The sequence below is a fragment of the Pseudomonas sp. SZ40 genome (assembly GCF_052958135.1).
Genome location: NZ_JBQWIF010000039.1, coordinates 30,956 through 48,583 on the forward strand (window position 1 = coordinate 30,956; position 17,628 = coordinate 48,583).

Consider the following 17,628-nt stretch of genomic DNA (forward strand, 5'->3'; position numbering starts at 1 on the left):
GCGCTGCAGCGCAGCCTGGAGCGGATCGTCGAGCGGCATGAAACCCTGCGCAGTCGTTTCGTGCCCAGCGATCAGGGCGCCGAAGTGGTTTTCGTGGCCAGTGCGGCGCAACTGCCGCAGGAAGACCTGCGTGACAGGCCGCATGCGCTGCACGGACGGCTCGCAGTGCTGGCCGTCGAACCCTTCGACCTGAGTCATGAGCCTGCGCTGCGTTCGCGCCTGCTGTGTCTGGGCGAGGACCACCACGTGCTGTCGCTGACCCTGCACCATATCGTTGCCGACGGTTGGTCGATGGGCGTTCTGACCCGTGAGCTGCTGGCCCTGTACCCGGCGATGCAGCGTGGCGAGGCCGACCCGCTGTCACCAGTGGCGATCCAGTACGCCGATTTCGCAGCCTGGCAACAGAGCTGGCTGAGCGGCGAACGCCTGCAGCGCCAGGCCGCCTACTGGCGCCAGGCACTGGATGGCGCGCCCACGCTGCTGAGCCTGCCCACCGACCGGCCCCGCCCGGCGCAGCAGGATTTCGCAGGTGCAAGCCTGGCGCTGCGCTTGGACGCCGCGCTGACCGCCAACCTGCGTGCCCTGGCGCAGCGTCAGGGTGTCACGCTGTACATGACCCTGATGGCGGCCTGGGCCGCCTTGCTGGCGCGCTTGTCGGGCCAGGCCGATGTGGTGGTCGGCAGCCCGATCGCCGGGCGCAGCCGGGTCGAGCTCGAGCCGCTGATCGGCCTGTTCGTCAACACCCTGGCGATTCGCCTCGACCTGTCTGCGGCGCCCACCGGCGAAGCCCTGCTGGCCCAGGTGCGCAGCCGTGTGCTGGAAGCGCAGGATCATCAGGACCTGCCGTTCGAACAGGTGGTCGAGAGCGTGGCACCGGCACGCAGCTTGGCGCATTCGCCGTTGTTCCAGACCACCCTCAACTGGCTGGCCGGGGAAAGCACGCTGCCAGCGCTGGATGGCCTGACGCTGTCGGTGGTGGAGCAGAGCAGCCAGGTGGCCAAGTTCGACCTGTCCCTGAACCTGGGCGAGTACGGCGATGTGCTGGTCGGCACCCTGGACTACGCCACCGCGCTGTTCGACGAGGCCAGTGTTCGCCGTTACGGCCGGTATTTCGAGGCCTTGTTGCAGGCGTTGGTCAGCGACGAGCAATGCGTTATCGACGCGGTGCCGCTGGTGAGCGGGGACGAGCGTGAAACCTTGCTCGACACCTTCAATGCCAGCGCCATGGCGTTCGCGCCGGCGCAGACCCTGCATGGGCGGATCGAGGCCCAGGCCGTTGGCGCTGCCGAGGCCATCGCCGCCCGCATGGGGGATGAAGCGCTGAGCTATGCCGAGTTGAACGCTCAGGCCAACGGCCTGGCTCACCGCCTGATCGCGCTCGGCGTGCGCCCGGACGACCGCGTGGCAGTGGTCGCCCGTCGCGGCCTGGACACCCTGGTGGGGCTGCTGGCGGTGCTCAAGGCCGGTGCCGGCTACGTGCCGGTTGACCCGGCGCACCCGGACGAACGCATCGCCTACCTGCTGAGCGACAGCACCCCCGTGGTGGTGCTCAGCCAGCAGGGTCTGATCGAGCGTCTGCCAGCACTGGAGACTCCTGTCGTACTGCTCGACCAGCCGAGCTGGAGCGCCCGCGAGGACAACCCGCAGGTGCCGGGCCTGAATGCCCGTCACCTGGCCTACGTGATCTATACCTCCGGCTCCACCGGCCAGCCTAAAGGGGTGATGGTCGAGCACCAGAGCCTCAACAACCTGGTGGACTGGCATTGCCAGGCCTTCGACCTGAAGGTTGGCAGCCACACCGCCAGCGTCGCCGGCTTCGGCTTCGACGCCATGGCCTGGGAGGTCTGGCCAGCGCTGTGCGCGGGGGCGACCCTGCACCTGCCGCCAGCGCACATCGGCAACGAACAGCTCGATGCCTTGCTCGACTGGTGGCAGGCGCAGCCGCTGCAGGTGGCCTTCCTGCCCACCCCGGTGGCGGAGTACGCGTTCAGTCGCGAGTTGCGTCACCCGACGCTGCGCACCCTGCTGATCGGCGGTGACCGGCTGCGCCAGTTCCCCCGTGACCCCGGCTTTGCGGTGATCAACAACTACGGGCCCACCGAGGCCACGGTGGTGGCCAGCTCCGGGCGCCTGTGGCCCGAAGGCCGCCTGGACATCGGCAAACCGATCGCCAACACGCGCCTGTACCTGCTCGATGAGCACCGGCAACTGGTGCCTAGTGGGGTGGCGGGCGAGCTGTACATCGGCGGCGAAGGGGTGGCGCGGGGTTATCTGAACCGCGCGGAGCTGACCGCCGAACGCTTCCTCGACGACCCCTTCGTCGCCCAGCCTGGCGCGCGCATGTACCGCAGCGGTGACCTGGCGCGCTGGAATGCCGACGGTACGCTGGATTACCTGGGTCGCAACGATGACCAGGTGAAGATCCGCGGCATGCGTATCGAACTGGGCGAGATCGAGAGCCAGCTGGGGCAGGTGGCGGGAGTCGAAGAGGCCCTGGTGCTGGCCCGCGAAGAGGCGCCCGGCCAGCCACGTCTGGTGGCGTATTTCACGGGGTCGCAGACGCTGTCGGCCAGCGGTCTGCGCAGTGCCTTGCTGGCGCGGCTGCCAGGCTACATGGTGCCGGGTGCCTTCGTGCGCCTGGACGCCTGGCCGCTGACGGCCAATGGCAAGGTCGATCGCCGGGCGCTGCCGGCACCGGATCGCGAGGCGTTGCCAGAGCGCGCTTTCGAAGTACCCCAGGGCGAACTGGAAACCACCCTGGCGGCGATCTGGTGCGAGTTGCTGCAGGTCGAGCGGGTAGGGCGGCATGACCATTTCTTCGAACTGGGTGGCCATTCGATGCTGGCGGTGACGCTGATCGCCCGCCTGCGTACCCTGGGCCTGGCAGCGAACGTACGGGCGTTGTTCGCTCAGCCGACCCTGGCGGCCCTGGCCACGAACCTTGGCCAGAGCGCCGAACAGGCCACGTTGCCGGAAAACCGTATCCTTGCCGGTTGCCAGCGCATCACGCCTGACATGCTGACCCTGGTGAAGCTGGAACAGCCGAGCATCGAGCGGATCGTCGCCGCCATTCCTGGCGGTGCAGGCAATGTGCAGGACATCTATCCGCTAGGGCCCTTGCAGGCTGGCATCTTCTACCACTACCTGTCGCGACCCGACGACGACCCCTATCGCTTGCAGGCGCGCTTCGCATTTGCCGACCGTTCGCGCTTGCAGGCCTTCTGCCAAGCGCTGCGACAGGTCATTGCCCGCCACGACGCGCTGCGTACCTCGCTGTTCTGGGAGGGGCTCGAGGCGCCAGTGCAGGTGGTCTGGCGGCATGCCGAACTGGCACCGCAGGAAGTGGCGCCGACTGAGCTGGACGACCTCGAAGCGCTGGCCCTCGAGCGGGCTCCGCTGCTTGGGCTGGCCTATGCCGAAGACCCGGACAACGGGCGCATTCTCGCTGTGCTGTCGTTCCATCACCTGATCATGGATCACCTCGGCCTGGAGGTGCTGGGCCAGGAGCTGCACGCCTTGCTGCTGGATCAGGGCGCTTCTCTGGCTGACCCGGTGCCTTATCGCAACTATATCGCCCAGACCCTGGCCGGGGCGGGGCAGCCAGCCCACGAGGCGTTCTTCCGCGAGCAACTGGGCGACATCGACGAACCGACCCTGCCTTACGGGGCTGCGGCGCTGCACAGCAGTCGTGCGCTGGGCGAGGCCCGTCAGCGTCTCGATGCGGCGCTGTGCAAGCGCATCCGCGAGCAGGTGCGCGCCTCGGGCGTGAGCCCGGCGAGCTTGATGCACCTGGCCTGGGCGCAGGTACTGGGGCAGTTGTCCGGGCGTGACACGGTGGTATTCGGCACCGTGCTGCTGGGCCGCCTGCAAGGCGGCGAGGGCATCGAACGCACCCTGGGCGTGTTCATCAATACCCTGCCGCTACGCATCGACCTGGCCGGGCAATCCGTGCAAGAGGCGCTCGTGCAGACCCATCGGCGTCTCACCGGCCTGCTGGACCACGAACATGCCCCGCTGGCACTGGCACAACGGGCCAGTGCCCTGCCAGCCGGTGCGCCACTGTTCAACGCCTTGCTCAACTACCGGCACAGCGCGCGGCAGGAGGGCGCAGGCGAGGCCTGGCAGGGTATCGAGCTGCTCCACGCAACGGAGCGCAGCAGTTACCCGCTGACCCTCAGCGTCGACGACCTGGGCGAGGCCTTCGAGGTGACCGCACTGACTGCCAATGGTATCGATGCGCGGCGGGTATGCCGTTATCTGGTTTGCGCCGTGCAGCAACTGTCACTGGCCCTGGAGCAGGGCGCCACGCAGGCTCTGCACAGCCTCAGCATATTGCCCGAGAGCGAGCGCAACGAATTGCTGGAGGTCTTCAATGAACCGGGGGCGCTGTCGGCCAAGCCCTGGACCGTCCACCAACGCATCGAACGCCAGGCGCTTGAGCGGCCAAGCGCCGTCGCCGCCGCGGTTGGTGAGCAGGCGCTGAGCTATGCCGAGTTGAACGCTCAGGCCAACGGCCTGGCCCATCGCCTGATCGCGCTCGGCGTGCGCCCGGACGACCGCGTGGCATTGGTCGCCCGTCGCGGCCTGGACACCCTGGTGGGGCTGTTGGCGGTGCTCAAGGCCGGTGCCGGATACGTGCCGGTGGACCCGGCGCACCCGGACGAACGCATCGCCTACCTGTTGAGCGACAGCGCCCCCGTGGTGGTGCTCAGCCAGCAGGGTCTGCTCGAGCGTCTGCCAGCACTGGAGACTCCTGTCGTACTGCTCGACCAGCCGAGCTGGAGCGCCCGCGAGGACAACCCGCAGGTGCCGGGCCTGAATGCCCGTCACCTGGCCTACGTGATCTACACCTCCGGCTCCACCGGGCAGCCGAAAGGCGTGATGGTCGAGCACCAGAGCCTCAACAACTTGGTGGACTGGCATTGCCAGACCTTCGACCTGAAGGCTGGCAGCCACACCGCCAGCGTCGCCGGCTTCGGCTTCGACGCCATGGCCTGGGAAGTCTGGCCAGCGTTCTGCGCCGGGGCGACCCTGCACCTGCCGCCAGCGCACATCGGCAACGAACAGCTCGACGCCTTGCTCGACTGGTGGCAGGCGCAGCCACTGCAGGTGGCCTTCCTGCCCACCCCGGTGGCCGAGTACGCATTCAGTCGCGAGCTGCGTCACCCGACGCTGCGCACCCTGCTGATCGGCGGTGACCGGCTGCGCCAGTTCCCCCGTGACCCCGGTTTTGCGGTGGTCAACAACTACGGGCCCACCGAGGCCACTGTGGTGGCCAGCTCCGGAGTGATGGCGCCTGGTGGCGTGCTGCACATCGGCAAGCCTGTGTTCCATGCGCGCCTGTATGTGCTCGATGCGCGTTGTCAGCCTGTCCCGGTCGGCGTTCCGGGCGAGCTGTACATCGGCGGTGCGGGGGTGGCGCGGGGTTACCTGAACCGCGCGGAACTGACCGCCGAGCGCTTCCTCGCCGACCCCTTCGTCACGCAGCCTGACGCGCGGATGTACCGCAGCGGCGACCTGGTGCGCTGGCTGGATGACGGCACCCTGGATTATCTGGGACGCAACGACGATCAGGTGAAGATCCGTGGCGTGCGTATCGAGCTGGGCGAAATCGAGCAGCACCTGGCGCAGTGCCCCGGTATCGGTGAGGCCGTAGTCGTGACCCAGCAGATGGAGGACGACGCGGTGCGCCTGGTCGCCTACTTCACCCGTCGTGACCCGGCGCTGGAGGGCTCGGCGATTCGCAGCCACCTGTTGGAGCGCCTGCCGGAATACATGGTGCCAGCGTTCTACATGGGCCTGGACGCCATGCCGCTGACCCAGAACGGCAAGGTCGACCGTCGCGCACTGCCCGAGTTGGCTGCGGACAACGCGACAACCGGTGGCTACGAGGCACCGGGCAGCGCACTCGAACAGCGTCTGGCCGAGCTCTGGACGCAAGTGCTGGAGGTCGGCCCGGTCGGTCGTCGCGACAACTTCTTCGAACTGGGCGGGCACTCGCTGTCGGCCATCCGTCTGGTCAGCCTGATGCAGGACGCTGGGCTGCCAGTGACCCTGGCCGAGTTGTTCCAGCGGCCTGATATCGCGGCGCTGGCCGAACTGCTGCAACAGCGCCCGGCCGCGGTGTCGGTGCGTGAGCTGATCGAGGTACGGGCTGGCGGTGACGAGCCGGCGCTGTTCCTGTGCCACGACTTCACCGGCTTGGACGCCTATTTTCCGGTGCTGGGTCAGCATCTGGGCGGTGAGTTTCCTATCTACGGCCTGCCGGGCATCGCCCTGGGCGCCCCGCAGCTGAACACCATCGAATGCCTGGCCGCGCGGTTCATCGAGTTGATGCGTAGCGTGCAGCCCAGGGGCCCGTATCGCGTCGCCGGCTGGTCGTTCGGTGGCGTGCTGGCCTACGAGGTCGCCAGCCAACTGGCTGGCATGGACGAAGAGGTCGGTTTCGTTGGCCTGATCGACAGCTACATTCCGCGCCTGACCGATCAGGGCAAGGCGCGCTGGCAGGGGCCGGATGCGCTCCAGCGCCATCTGCTCGCCCATTGCCAGGCGCACTGGCAGGCCCATGGCGAGACGGGGGCCGCTGCCCAGGTACGCCTGGCGGCCTGGCAGGCCAGAGCGGTGCTGCCTGCTTTCGATGAGCTGCTGCAGGCGTGTCGCCACGAGCAATTGCTCTACGACGAGCTGGCTCAGGCCAGCGACCGGGATCTGCGGCATTTCCTGGCGCGCGAAGTGGCCCACGGACATGCCCTGGCCCATTACCAACTGCAACCACTCGCTCTGCCCGTACACCTGTTCTGTGCCGAGCAGCGCGAACAGGCTCCGGCGCAGGCCAGCGCCTGCAACGGCTGGGAAACGGTACTGCCTGCGCCGTACCTTCAGCGTTTGAGCGTGCCGGGGGATCACATGAGCCTGATGCGTGCGCCCCACGTCGCAGTGCTCGCCCAGGTGCTGGGCGACGCGCTGCGCGGCGCATCGCAGCAACGGCCCGATAGCGAGCCCCATGCGACGCTGTTGGCGATCCAGAGTGGCAAGGCCGAACGCACCCCGCTGTTCTGCGTGCCCGGCGCCGGTGAAAGCGTGACCAGCTTCATCGGCCTGGCCGAGGCACTGGGCGGCGACTGGCCGATCCATGGCCTGCAAGCGCGAGGACTGGACGGACGCAGCCTGCCGCACAGCCGGGTGGAAGCTGCAGCTCGCCATTACCTGGCGGCGCTGGAGGCCCACTACCCGCAGGGGCCGCTGCATCTGGTGGGGCACTCGTTCGGCGGTTGGGTCGCCCATGCCCTGGCCTGCCAGTTGGAGGCCAAGGGCCGGCAGGTCAGTTCGCTGACGCTGATCGACAGCGAAGCGCCGGACGACGATGCCCGCTACAGCAAGGCCTACACCAGCACGGCGGTACTGGAACGCCTGATCGAAGCGTTGCAGCTGTCCAGCGGCAAGTCCCTGGGCCTCTGTACGCAGGCGTTCGCCAGCCATGACGACAGCACGCAGATGCGTCTACTGGAGGAGGCCATGGTCGGGGTCGGTCTGTTGCCGTCCCGATTCGCTGCCCAGGCTCTGCAGGGCATCGTGCGTACCTTCGGCAGTGCCCTGCGTAGCGCCTATCGGCCACAGCCTGGCGGTTACGGCGGCGCGGTGAACCTGGTTCTGGTGGCCGACCCGAGCCTCGATGCGCTGGCGAATCGCCTCGCGCAGGCGGGCGCCGCAGCCGCCTGGGGGCAGTTGCTGCCACAGCTGAGCCTGTGGCACGGCCCGGGTGACCATTTCAGCATCCTCAAGGCCCCGGATGCTTACAGCCTCGCCGCCTGGTGGTACGAGATGCAAGCCAGCGGTATCGAGGAGGCCCTGTCATGACCGGGTGAGTCCGGGCTGGGCAAATGAGCGGACGGCCTGCCCATGCCCTGCGCCGAATCCAGCGCAGGGCGAGGGTGGCCGCTATCGAGAATCTGACGTCGCCCGCGCCTGTTCGGGCGATGTCCTCACATGGCTGTGAAGGAATCATGAGCAAATCGAGAATGCGTCGTATGGGGTGGCTGGGGGCATTGCTGCTGGCAGGGTGCGTTGGGCTGTACGCCATCGGCTCACCTGCCAAGCCGCCGAGTTACATCAGTGCCGAGGTGAGCCGTGGCGATATCGAGGATGCCGTGCTGGCCACCGGAACACTGGAGGGCGTCAGGCAGGTGGATGTGGGCGCCCAGGTTTCCGGGCAGTTGATGTCGCTCAAGGTGAAACTGGGCGACAAGGTGCAAAAGGGCCAGTGGCTGGCCCAGATAGACCCGCTGGTCTTGCGCAATACCCTGCGTCAGGCTGAGGTCGACGAGGAGCAACTGCAGGCCGAACGGCGTTCGACCCTGGCGCAGGTGAAACAGGCCAAGCGACTGTACGAGCGCTATCGGCAACTGCAGGCTGACCAGGCCGTGTCGCGCCAGGATTTCGAGAAGGCCGAGTCCGATTACGACGTGCTCGAGGCCAACCTCGGATCGCTCGACGCGAAGATCAAGAGCGCGCAGGTGCAGATCGATACCGCCAAGGTGAACCTCGGCTACGCGCGCATCGTCGCGCCCATCGATGGCGAGGTGGTGGGCATCGTGACTCAGGAAGGTCAGACGGTGATCGCCCAGCAAATGGTGCCGGTGCTGCTCAAGCTCGCTAACCTGGACAACATGACCATCAAGGCCCAGGTATCGGAAGCCGATGTCATCCACATCAACCCGGGGCAGCCGTTGTATTTCACCATCCTGGGCGAAGACAAGCGCTATTACGCCACCTTGCGCGGCACCGAACCGGCTCCCCAGGACTACCTGGAAACCGAGAACAACACCTCGGCGCGAAAGAACGCGGCGGTTTTCTACAACGCGCTGTTCGACGTTCCCAACCCCGATCAGCGTCTGCGTATCGGCATGACCGCCCAGGTGCGCATCGTCCTCGACACCTCCAGCAATGCCTTGAACGTGCCGGTCGCGGCGCTCGGAGCCGGCAACGGAGACGGTACCCACACCGTCCGGGTGCTGGATGCCCAGGGCTTCGCGCAGCCACGCCAGGTCACCATCGGCATCAACAACAAGGTCCAGGTCGAGATACTGAGTGGGCTCCAGGAGGGCGAGCGCGTGGTGATCGCCGATCCACAGGCGATCGTGGCCGGGAGCTGAGCATGAACCAGAAGGTCGATCTGCTGCCGCTCGAAAACCCTCCGGTGGACGCCGGCGTACCGCTGCTGCGGCTCAGGAACCTGAGTCGACGCTTCATGGCCGGTGACCGTGAATTCAGCGCGCTGCGCGGCATCGATCTGGATATTCATGCCGGTGAACTGGTGGCGATCATCGGTGCCTCCGGCTCGGGCAAGTCGACCCTGATGAACATTCTCGGTTGCCTGGACCACGCCAGCGCAGGCAGCTATCAGGTCAAGGGGCAGGAGACGCGCTCGCTCGACGATGACGCCCTGGCGGCACTGCGCCGTGACCACTTCGGCTTCATCTTTCAGCGCTACCACCTGCTGCCCCATCTGGATGCGGTTCGCAACGTGGAAATCCCGGCCGTCTATGCCGGTACGCCGCAGGTGGCACGGGACCAGCGCGCCGAGGCGCTGCTGACCCGGCTCGGGCTGGGTGGCCATCTGGAGCACCGGCCGAGCCAGCTTTCCGGCGGCCAGCAACAACGGGTGAGCATCGCCAGAGCGCTGATGAACGGCGGTCAGGTGATACTCGCCGATGAGCCCACCGGTGCGCTGGACAGCGCCAGCGGGCGCGAGGTGATGAGCATCCTGCGCGAGCTGCACGCTGCCGGGCACACGGTGATACTGGTCACCCACGACCCGAAGATCGCCGAGCACGCCGAGCGGGTGATCGAGGTCAGTGACGGGCAGATCGTCAGCGACCGGCGCCATGCTCCCGGCGTTCGCGAGGCGCCGCTGCAGCAGATCCAGGCAGCGCCCCGGCGCGGCTGGGTCGCGAGCCTGGGGCTGTTTCGCGAAGCCTTCGCCATGGCCTGGATAGCGCTGATCTCGCATCGCATGCGCACCTTGCTGACCATGCTGGGGATCATCATCGGCATCACCTCCGTGGTGTCGATCTCTGCCATCGGTGAAGGCGCCAAGCGCTACGTGCTGAAGGACATCCAGGCCATCGGCAGCAACACCATCGATATCTATGCGGGCAGCAACTTCGGCGATAGCCGGGCCAAGTCGATCGAGACGCTGCTGCCCGCCGACGTCACGGCGCTCAATCAACTGTATTACGTCGACAGCGCTACACCGGTGGTGGGCCGCAGCATGCTGTTGCGTTACCGCAATCTGGACGTCGACGCCCAGCTCAATGGAGTCAGCAGCCGCTACTTCCAGGTGCGCAACCTGCGGCTCGCCGCCGGCATCAGCTTCAGCGACGAGGATGCCCGGCGCCAGGCTCAGGTCGTGGTGCTCGACCACAACACCGCACAGCGTCTGTTCGGCGCCGATGTGAACCCACTCGGCCAGGTGATTCTGGTCGGCCAACTGCCGTGCACGGTGATCGGTGTCACCGCCGACCACAAGAACCTGTTCATCGCCGGCAACACCCTCAATTTCTGGATGCCCTACGAGACGGCTGCCGGGCGCGTACTGGGCCAGCGGCATCTGGACAGTATCAGTGTACGGGTCAAGGACGGCATGCCCAGCAAGGCAGTGGAGGAACGCATCAACGCGCTGATGCTGCAGCGCCACGGCACCAAGGACTTCTTCACCAATAACCTGGACAGCGTGATGCAGACCGTGGACAAGACCAGCCGCTCGCTGACCCTGCTGCTGTCGTTGATCGCGGTGATCTCGCTCGTGGTCGGCGGCATCGGCGTGATGAACATCATGCTGGTTTCGGTGACCGAGCGTACCCGGGAGATCGGCATCCGCATGGCCGTGGGGGCGAGGCAGTCGGACATTCGTCAGCAGTTTCTGGTGGAGGCGATCATGGTCTGCCTGATCGGCGGGGTCATAGGCATCGCCTTGTCCTACGGGATCGGCTATCTGTTCACGCTGTTCTTCAGGCAATGGGAAATGGTGTTTTCCCCCCTGTCAGTGATAACGGCGTTCGCCTGCTCGACGCTGATCGGCGTGCTGTTCGGTTTCGTGCCGGCACGCAATGCCTCCAGGCTCGATCCGATCAACGCCCTGGCCCGTGACTGATGCCGTTGGCCAGCGCAGGCAAGGGCATCAATTGGCCGATGCCATGTCCTCGGGCGAGTCGTACAGCCAGCGCATCAGGGCATTTCGGCCGCTTATTCCCAACTTGGCCGTGGCCCTGCGCATGTAGCTGCCGACGGTATTGACCGTGAGTGTCAGTTGCTCGGCCTGTTGCGGCACGGTATGACCGGCAAGCAGGCCAAGACAAACCTGCTGCTCGCGCTCGGAAAGCTTCATGCCGGTTTCACGCAGGCGCTCTCGAAAGCGGTATTCGATGCTCGTTGAAACGTCGACGCGGCGTCGGTGGGCTTGCAGGTGCTGTTCGAGCAACGAAAAAAGCAGCGGCGCCAGGTGCTTCAACTGAGTGCTCTCCTGCTCGCTGAACATTGGCGCCTTGCGCAACAGCACGATGCGATGCCGGAAGTTCTCGGTGGTTTCTTCCAGGCAGAGCTTAGAGGCGTCATCGGCCGCCGATTCACCGCAATTGGAGGTGATTACATCGTCCAGCGACTGCGCCGACTCGATGGCCGAGGGGAGGGTGGCCTCCGACTGGAAGTGAATCGCATCCACGCTGAGCTTCGCCGCAATCAGGCCGTGAAGGGCAATGGTGAACTGATTGCTGCCAATGGTGGCAATGGTTCTGCCGATTTGCGGAAGTAGCGAATGAGGCATTGGGTATCACCCATAACGTTAGAACGCATATTTACTTTTAGATGATTAAATGACTGTACGGTCACATTTTTTTGCGACGTATTTGGCAGGATGGAGCCCTGAAGAAATCACTGCGGGAAACAGGGGGCTGCGTGCAGATGCGCCTTGGTGAGGATAGCGGCCCATGTGTGACCGAATCATGTTACGCGGCACCTGGGGGGCCGAAGATCTCTATCTTTATGAGAAGCAGATATCACGATGCTGGGCAAACGAGGACATGAAACATTTAGCGCGTCTTCGAATGTAAGCAAGGCTGCCGGTGTGAGACCTAGGCGATCGCGCAAGAACAGGTACAAACGTGGTTTACGAGCTATGAATGAGCATTTTGCGTTTGTTTTCAGCGCTGCGATGGCAGCGTAGGTAGTTTTCATAGGCGCCCTTTGTACTGGCACATGCCGGTACTCCCTGTGTAGGATGGCGCTCGGGTGTTAGCCGCATGGTGCGGTGAGACAGGTTCAGTTGCGTTGGTCGGGCCGCCGCGCGGAGCCCGTTCGCCCATGAAATCGCGCCCGTCTCGTCAGGATCTTCCCCGTGCCCAGCATTTGGCTGAGTGCGTCTTCGCTTTCATTCGCCGTCTTCTCCATCGTGAAGCCTTCAGTGGCGTGGTGTTGTTGCTTGCCACCGCTGCCGCGCTGATCTGGGCCAATTCGCCCTATGCCGACAGCTATCACGCGCTCTGGCACGCTCCGGTGTCGTTTGGCTTCGGCAGCTTCGGCTTTTCTCAGTCCCTGCATTTCTGGATCAACGACGGCCTGATGACCCTGTTCTTTCTGGTCGTCGGCATGGAGATTCGCCGTGAGATGCATGACGGCGCGCTCGCCGACCTGCGTCAGGCGTCGTTGCCGATCGCTGCAGCCTGCGGTGGCGTGATAATGCCAGCGCTGATCTATGCCAGCCTCAATCATCAGGGCGCCGGGCTGCATGGCTGGGCGATTCCGGCGGCGACCGACATCGCGTTCGCCGTGGGGCTGCTGGCCTTGCTGGGCAAGGGCATTCCTTCCGGCGTGCGCATCTTCCTGCTGACCCTGGCGGTGATCGACGATGTCATCGCGGTGATCCTGATCGCGCTGTTCTATTCGGATGGGCTCGACTACAGCGGCTTCGCCCTGGCCGGTGTCGGCGGCTTGGCGGTGCTGGGGTTGCAGCGCATCGGCATCGGCTCGGCCTACGCCTATGTGCTGCCCGGCGCGCTGATGTGGGGCGGCTTGCTGATGACCGGGGCGCACCCCACCCTGGCCGGGGTAATTCTCGGCCTGATGACGCCGGTGATCTGCCTGCCGACCCGGGAGCTGCCCCGCGATGCGGTGGGCCGTATCGCCCGTGAGCTGGAAGACGACAGCGGCACCGCCGTGGCCTCCAACGAAGCGGCGCAGTCGTTGCGTGAACTGCGCCTGGCCCAGCGTGAGTTGCTGCCGCCAGTGGTGCGCGTGCAACTGGCGCTGCATCCCTGGGTCACCTTCGGTCTGATGCCGCTGTTCGCCCTGGCCAATGCCGGTGTGAGCCTGGGCGGCGTCGACCTGTCCGAAAGCACATCGCACTGGGTGATGATGGGCGTGGCCATCGCGCTGCTGGCGGGCAAGCCCATTGGCGTGATCAGCGTCAGCTGGCTGATGGTCAAGCTCGGCATATGCCGCCTGCCAGCCGATGTGTCCTGGCGCGGCGTAACGCTGATCGGGCTGCTGGCCGGGATCGGCTTCACCATGTCGATCTTCATCGCCAACCTGGCGTTCAGCGATGCCAATCTGCTGGGTGCTGCCAAGCTCGGTGTGCTGCTGGGCTCGCTGGCGTCGGCGCTGGTCGGTCTGGCCTGGGGCGTGCTCTACGTAAGGGGCTTGCGCAGCGCTCGGCCAGGCAGCGAGGGTTAGTCGGCGAAAGGGATCTGCGGCGTGTCCGGGTCCAGTTGCTGACGACGGAACTGCCCAGGTGGCAAGCCGTGGATCTGCCGGAAGCGCCGCGAAAAGTACGCCTCGTCGGCGAAGCCGCATAGCCGCGCCACTTCGCCCACCGGCTTGCTGCCGTTGAGCAGGTGGTTGCGGGCGGCGTGCATGCGCCGCTCCAGCACCATGTCGCTGAAGGTCTTGCCGACTTCCTTGCGCAGCCAGTGGGTCAGGTAGCTGGGTGACAGATACGTGGCCGCAGCGACCTTCTTCAGATTCAGGTCCGGGTCGGCGATGTTGCGCCGCAGGTATTCGGACATCCGCCCCAGCGCATCACGACGGCTCGCCTGGGCTGCGTTGCTTTCCGCCAGTTGCTTGAGCGGCTCGGCGTAGAGCATGCACACCAGGCCGATCAGTTGCAGCATCAAGCCCTTGAGGATTTCCCGCACGCCAAACTGGCGGCTGACGTCCAGTTCGCGCATCTGTGCGATCAGTGCGCAGACTCGTGCGAAATGCTCGTCGTCGAGGGTGAAATCCAGGTATTCCTGAAAGCGGAAGGGCGACAGCTCCGGTGCGAGCAGAATGGACACGTCTTCCAGGTCCATCGGGTCGCATTGCAGATGGGGCAGCAGGAAGGTCTGCGAGAAGTTGATGACCATGAAGCTGCTTTCCGGTGGATGGGGAATCACGTGCACCCGATGGGGCAGGATGAACGCCAGGGTGTTGCGCGGAAAAGGCCGCTCGACGTTGCCGATGTGCTGAACGGTGTCGCCACCAAGGTTGATCTGGATCTGGAAGTATTCGTGACGATGCGGCGCCGTCTCTGCACGACGGCCCTTCTTATCGCGGATATAGAAATCCGTCAGCTCGCTGCGCTGCTGCATCAAGTAGGTAGGAACGCGACTCAGTGAAGACATCTACAGCTCTCGGGTTAAGAATGTTTCGCAACATATTGGCCGTTGACGGAGGGCTCTGGCAAGCGGTTGTACGATGATTGGCCCGTCTGGGTGCGATAGTTGCCGAGGCTGGCCGTTACGTTCTGTCCAAATCACGGACGCTGCTCAAAACATCGGATGACCCCTCTAGAACAGTACTTTCAGGGTTTTGTCGTGTGTTTATAACTCCCTGTCGGGCAGCAGGATTTTTTGGACTGGTTCAATTCGGGAGTAGGGCACAGCAAAAAACGATCTAATGGGAATATTGATTTACGAGAGTTGTACGATCACCTTGTGGGCATGCACAGCGACATCTCATCCAAAAACAATCTCAGGTGCAGCCCATGACTCTTCGCCTCGTTTCATTGCCAACCGCCAACTCGCCCCCACGCCGACCACCCCGCACGCCATTCAGGCGCGCCGGCTGATTCTGCACGGCGTCTGCCACGCCGCGTCATAACGCCCGAACTCCAACGATAACGCCCACCCCCGGAAACCGAGGGTGCGGGACGTCTTCGCCCGAAGAATCTCGATAATTCCAATCACAAGAGGTCACCCATGTCGAGTCTCCCTAACTCCCAGGCTGCAGCAGCCGAGCACACGGGCGCTGCCGAGGCAGTCTCGGCGCAGAGCCTGCCGACCCGTCGACGCTGGTTCATGCTGTCACTGCTGCTGATCGCCACCATCATCAACTACGTCGATCGGGTGAACATCTCCATCGCCGCGCCGTTCATGGCCGAGGACCTGGGTCTGGACAAGATTCAGATGGGCCTGATCTTCTCGGCCTTCGCCTGGACCTACGCCCTGGCACTGGTGCCTGCCGGCTTCGTCGCCGACCGTTTCGGCTCGCGGCTTACCTATGGCGTGTCGCTGATCGGCTGGTCCGCGGTCACCGTGTGCCAGGGGCTGGTCAGCAGCTTCGGCGCCTTGTTCGGGCTGCGACTCGCCGTGGGCGCCATGGAGGCGCCGGCATTTCCGGCCAATAGCCGCGCGGTGACGGTCTGGTTCCCGGCCCGTGAGCGTGGGGTGGCCAGCAGCATCTACGTCTGTGGTCAGTACCTGGGCACCGCGCTGTTCACCGGTGCGCTGCTGTGGCTGGCGACCACCTATGACTGGCGGCACATCTTCTACACCACCGGCGCGGCAGGGATTCTCTTCGGGGTGATCTGGCTGTATCTGTACCGGGATCCGATGAACTGCAAGAAGGTCAGCAAGGAGGAGCTGAAATACATCGAGGAGGGCGGTGCACTGGCCAAGAGCAGCCAGCAGCGCACCAAATTCAACTGGCGTCAGGTCGCTGAGCTGTTCCGCTACCGCCAGGTCTGGGCGATCTGCATCGGCAAGTTCGCCAGTACCTCGGCGCTGTATTTCTTCCTGACCTGGTTTCCGACCTATCTGATCGAGGAGCGCCACCTGACCATCATCAAGGTCGGCATCTTCGCGGTCATGCCGTTCATTGGCGCCACGATTGGCATCCTGCTGGCGGGCATCGTCTCCGACACGCTGATCCGTCGTGGCTACTCGCTGTCCTTCGCGCGCAAATTGCCGCTGGTGGTCGGCTCGATGCTCGGCATGTCCATCGTGCTGGTCAACTTCACCGACTCCAACGTGCTGTGCATCGCCATTCTCACCCTGGCGTTCTTCGCCCAGGGCATCGCGTCTTCGTCATGGGCGGCGGTGTCCGAGGTGGCGCCCAAGGAGCTGATCGGCCTGACCGGTGGCGTCACCAGCCTGGCGGCCAACATCGGCGGCATCGTCACGCCCATCGTGATCGGCGCCATCGTGCAGTCCACCGGCTCTTTCGCCATGGCCTTCTGGTTCATCGGCGGCGTCGCACTGATGGGCACGCTGTCCTACTCACTGTTGCTGGGGCGTTTGTACCGCATCCAGTTGCAGACACGCTGACGCTGCGGCGTCGGCGCTCCAGCGTGCCGACGCCAGCCGTTGAATTGACCGGTTTTGTCCAATACGAAGCGGCTTTCGTCCAACTATCAACGAGCGTACGGCCTTAGGCTGAACGCTCTATACAGGAACCCAACAACAATGACTTCCATCTCCTATGTCTTCACGCCCGAGCCCCAGGTCGACCTGCCGGTAGCCGGCAGCGATCAGCGCTTTCCCGTTGGCCGCGTATTCTGCGTTGGCCGCAACTATCCCTGGCCGGGCGCCGGCAGCGAAAAGCCCGACGCGCCGGTGTTCTTCATGAAACCTGCCAGCGCCGTGGTCGAGGCGGTGGGCGAGGTGATCTATCCACCGATGACGGACGAGTTCTGCCATGAAATCGAATTCGTGGTGGCGATCGGCAAGGGCGGCGCCAGCATCGCCGAAGCCGACGCGCTTGAACATGTCTGGGGCTACGCAGCCGGTCTCGATCTGACCCGCCGTGATATCCAGATGCGGGTCAAGAGTGCCGGCATGGCCTGGGAAATGGCCAAGGTCTTCGAGGGGGCTGCGCCGATCACCGCGGTGGTGCCGGTCGCCAGGGCCGGGCATCCGGATCACGGCGCGGTGTGGTTGAGCGTCAATGGCCAGGAGCGCCAGCGCAGCAGCCTGGAAGAGCAGATATTCACGGTCGGTGAAGTGATCAGCCTGCTATCGCGTTTGGTGCCGCTGCGCCCTGGTGATCTCATCATGACCGGCACGCCACACGGTGTCGCCGCCCTCAATCCGGGGGACGTGATCAATGCGGGTATCGGCGGCGTCGCCGAACTGGAAATGCGCGTTGGCGAGCGCCCCTAGTATTTTCGAGCAAGGGCTGCATTGTTGAAGCGGGCGTTCGATTTGGTGGGCTAAAGCCCACCCTACGCTTGGATGCACGGCTGTAGGGTGGGCTTCAGCCCACCAATTGGAGCCCCACTGAAACCCCGAAAAAAGTCGCCCTGGTAACTTCTAGCAAGGGCTGCATTGGTAACGCGGGCGTTCGATTTGGTGGGCTAAAGCCCACCCTACGCTTGGA

Annotated in this window: 8 protein-coding genes (1 of these 8 running past the window's edge); 6 read left to right on the forward strand and 2 right to left on the reverse strand. The window is 64.9% G+C overall.

The genetic code is table 11. The annotated features are described in order from the left end of the window. From ACT9T4_RS22535 to ACT9T4_RS22545, 3 genes are all read left to right on the forward strand, one after another. Positions 1–7,857 carry the end of an amino acid adenylation domain-containing protein gene (locus ACT9T4_RS22535; protein ID WP_499119028.1) on the forward strand. The gene continues 9,852 nt to the left of window position 1, outside the view, so only the last 7,857 of its 17,709 coding nucleotides appear in the window; its start codon lies off the left edge, out of view; it ends in the stop codon at positions 7,855–7,857. Between the two features lie 146 nt (positions 7,858–8,003). Further along, complete coding sequence (gene macA / locus ACT9T4_RS22540; protein ID WP_499119030.1) at positions 8,004–9,152, forward strand: macrolide transporter subunit MacA; 1,149 nt, start codon at positions 8,004–8,006, stop codon at positions 9,150–9,152. Between the two features lie 2 nt (positions 9,153–9,154). Next, positions 9,155–11,152, forward strand: a complete 1,998-nt coding sequence (locus ACT9T4_RS22545) for a MacB family efflux pump subunit (protein WP_499119032.1) — start codon at positions 9,155–9,157, stop codon at positions 11,150–11,152. A gap of 27 nt (positions 11,153–11,179) precedes the next feature. On the opposite strand, the gene ACT9T4_RS22550 is transcribed toward ACT9T4_RS22545, so the two are convergent. Next, positions 11,180–11,821, reverse strand: a complete 642-nt coding sequence (locus ACT9T4_RS22550) for a helix-turn-helix transcriptional regulator (protein ID WP_179538254.1) — start codon at positions 11,819–11,821, stop codon at positions 11,180–11,182. Between the two features lie 536 nt (positions 11,822–12,357). Between ACT9T4_RS22550 and nhaA the strand changes: the two genes are divergently transcribed. Next, complete coding sequence (gene nhaA, locus ACT9T4_RS22555) at positions 12,358–13,725, forward strand: Na+/H+ antiporter NhaA (RefSeq protein WP_499119034.1); 1,368 nt, start codon at positions 12,358–12,360, stop codon at positions 13,723–13,725. Here nhaA and ACT9T4_RS22560 read toward each other — a convergent pair. Next, complete coding sequence (locus ACT9T4_RS22560) at positions 13,722–14,654, reverse strand: helix-turn-helix transcriptional regulator (RefSeq protein ID WP_042556435.1); 933 nt, start codon at positions 14,652–14,654, stop codon at positions 13,722–13,724. The two genes, nhaA and ACT9T4_RS22560, sit on opposite strands and share 4 nt — an antisense overlap. A gap of 576 nt (positions 14,655–15,230) precedes the next feature. Between ACT9T4_RS22560 and ACT9T4_RS22565 the strand changes: the two genes are divergently transcribed. Next, positions 15,231–16,577 (forward strand): MFS transporter, encoded by a 1,347-nt coding sequence (locus ACT9T4_RS22565; protein WP_499119036.1) that lies wholly within the window; start codon positions 15,231–15,233, stop codon positions 16,575–16,577. A 138-nt stretch (positions 16,578–16,715) separates the two neighbouring features. Further along, a complete protein-coding gene (locus tag ACT9T4_RS22570; protein WP_499119038.1) occupies positions 16,716–17,411 on the forward strand; it encodes a fumarylacetoacetate hydrolase family protein in 696 nt (231 codons plus the stop codon). Positions 17,412–17,628: the final 217 nt, after the last annotated feature.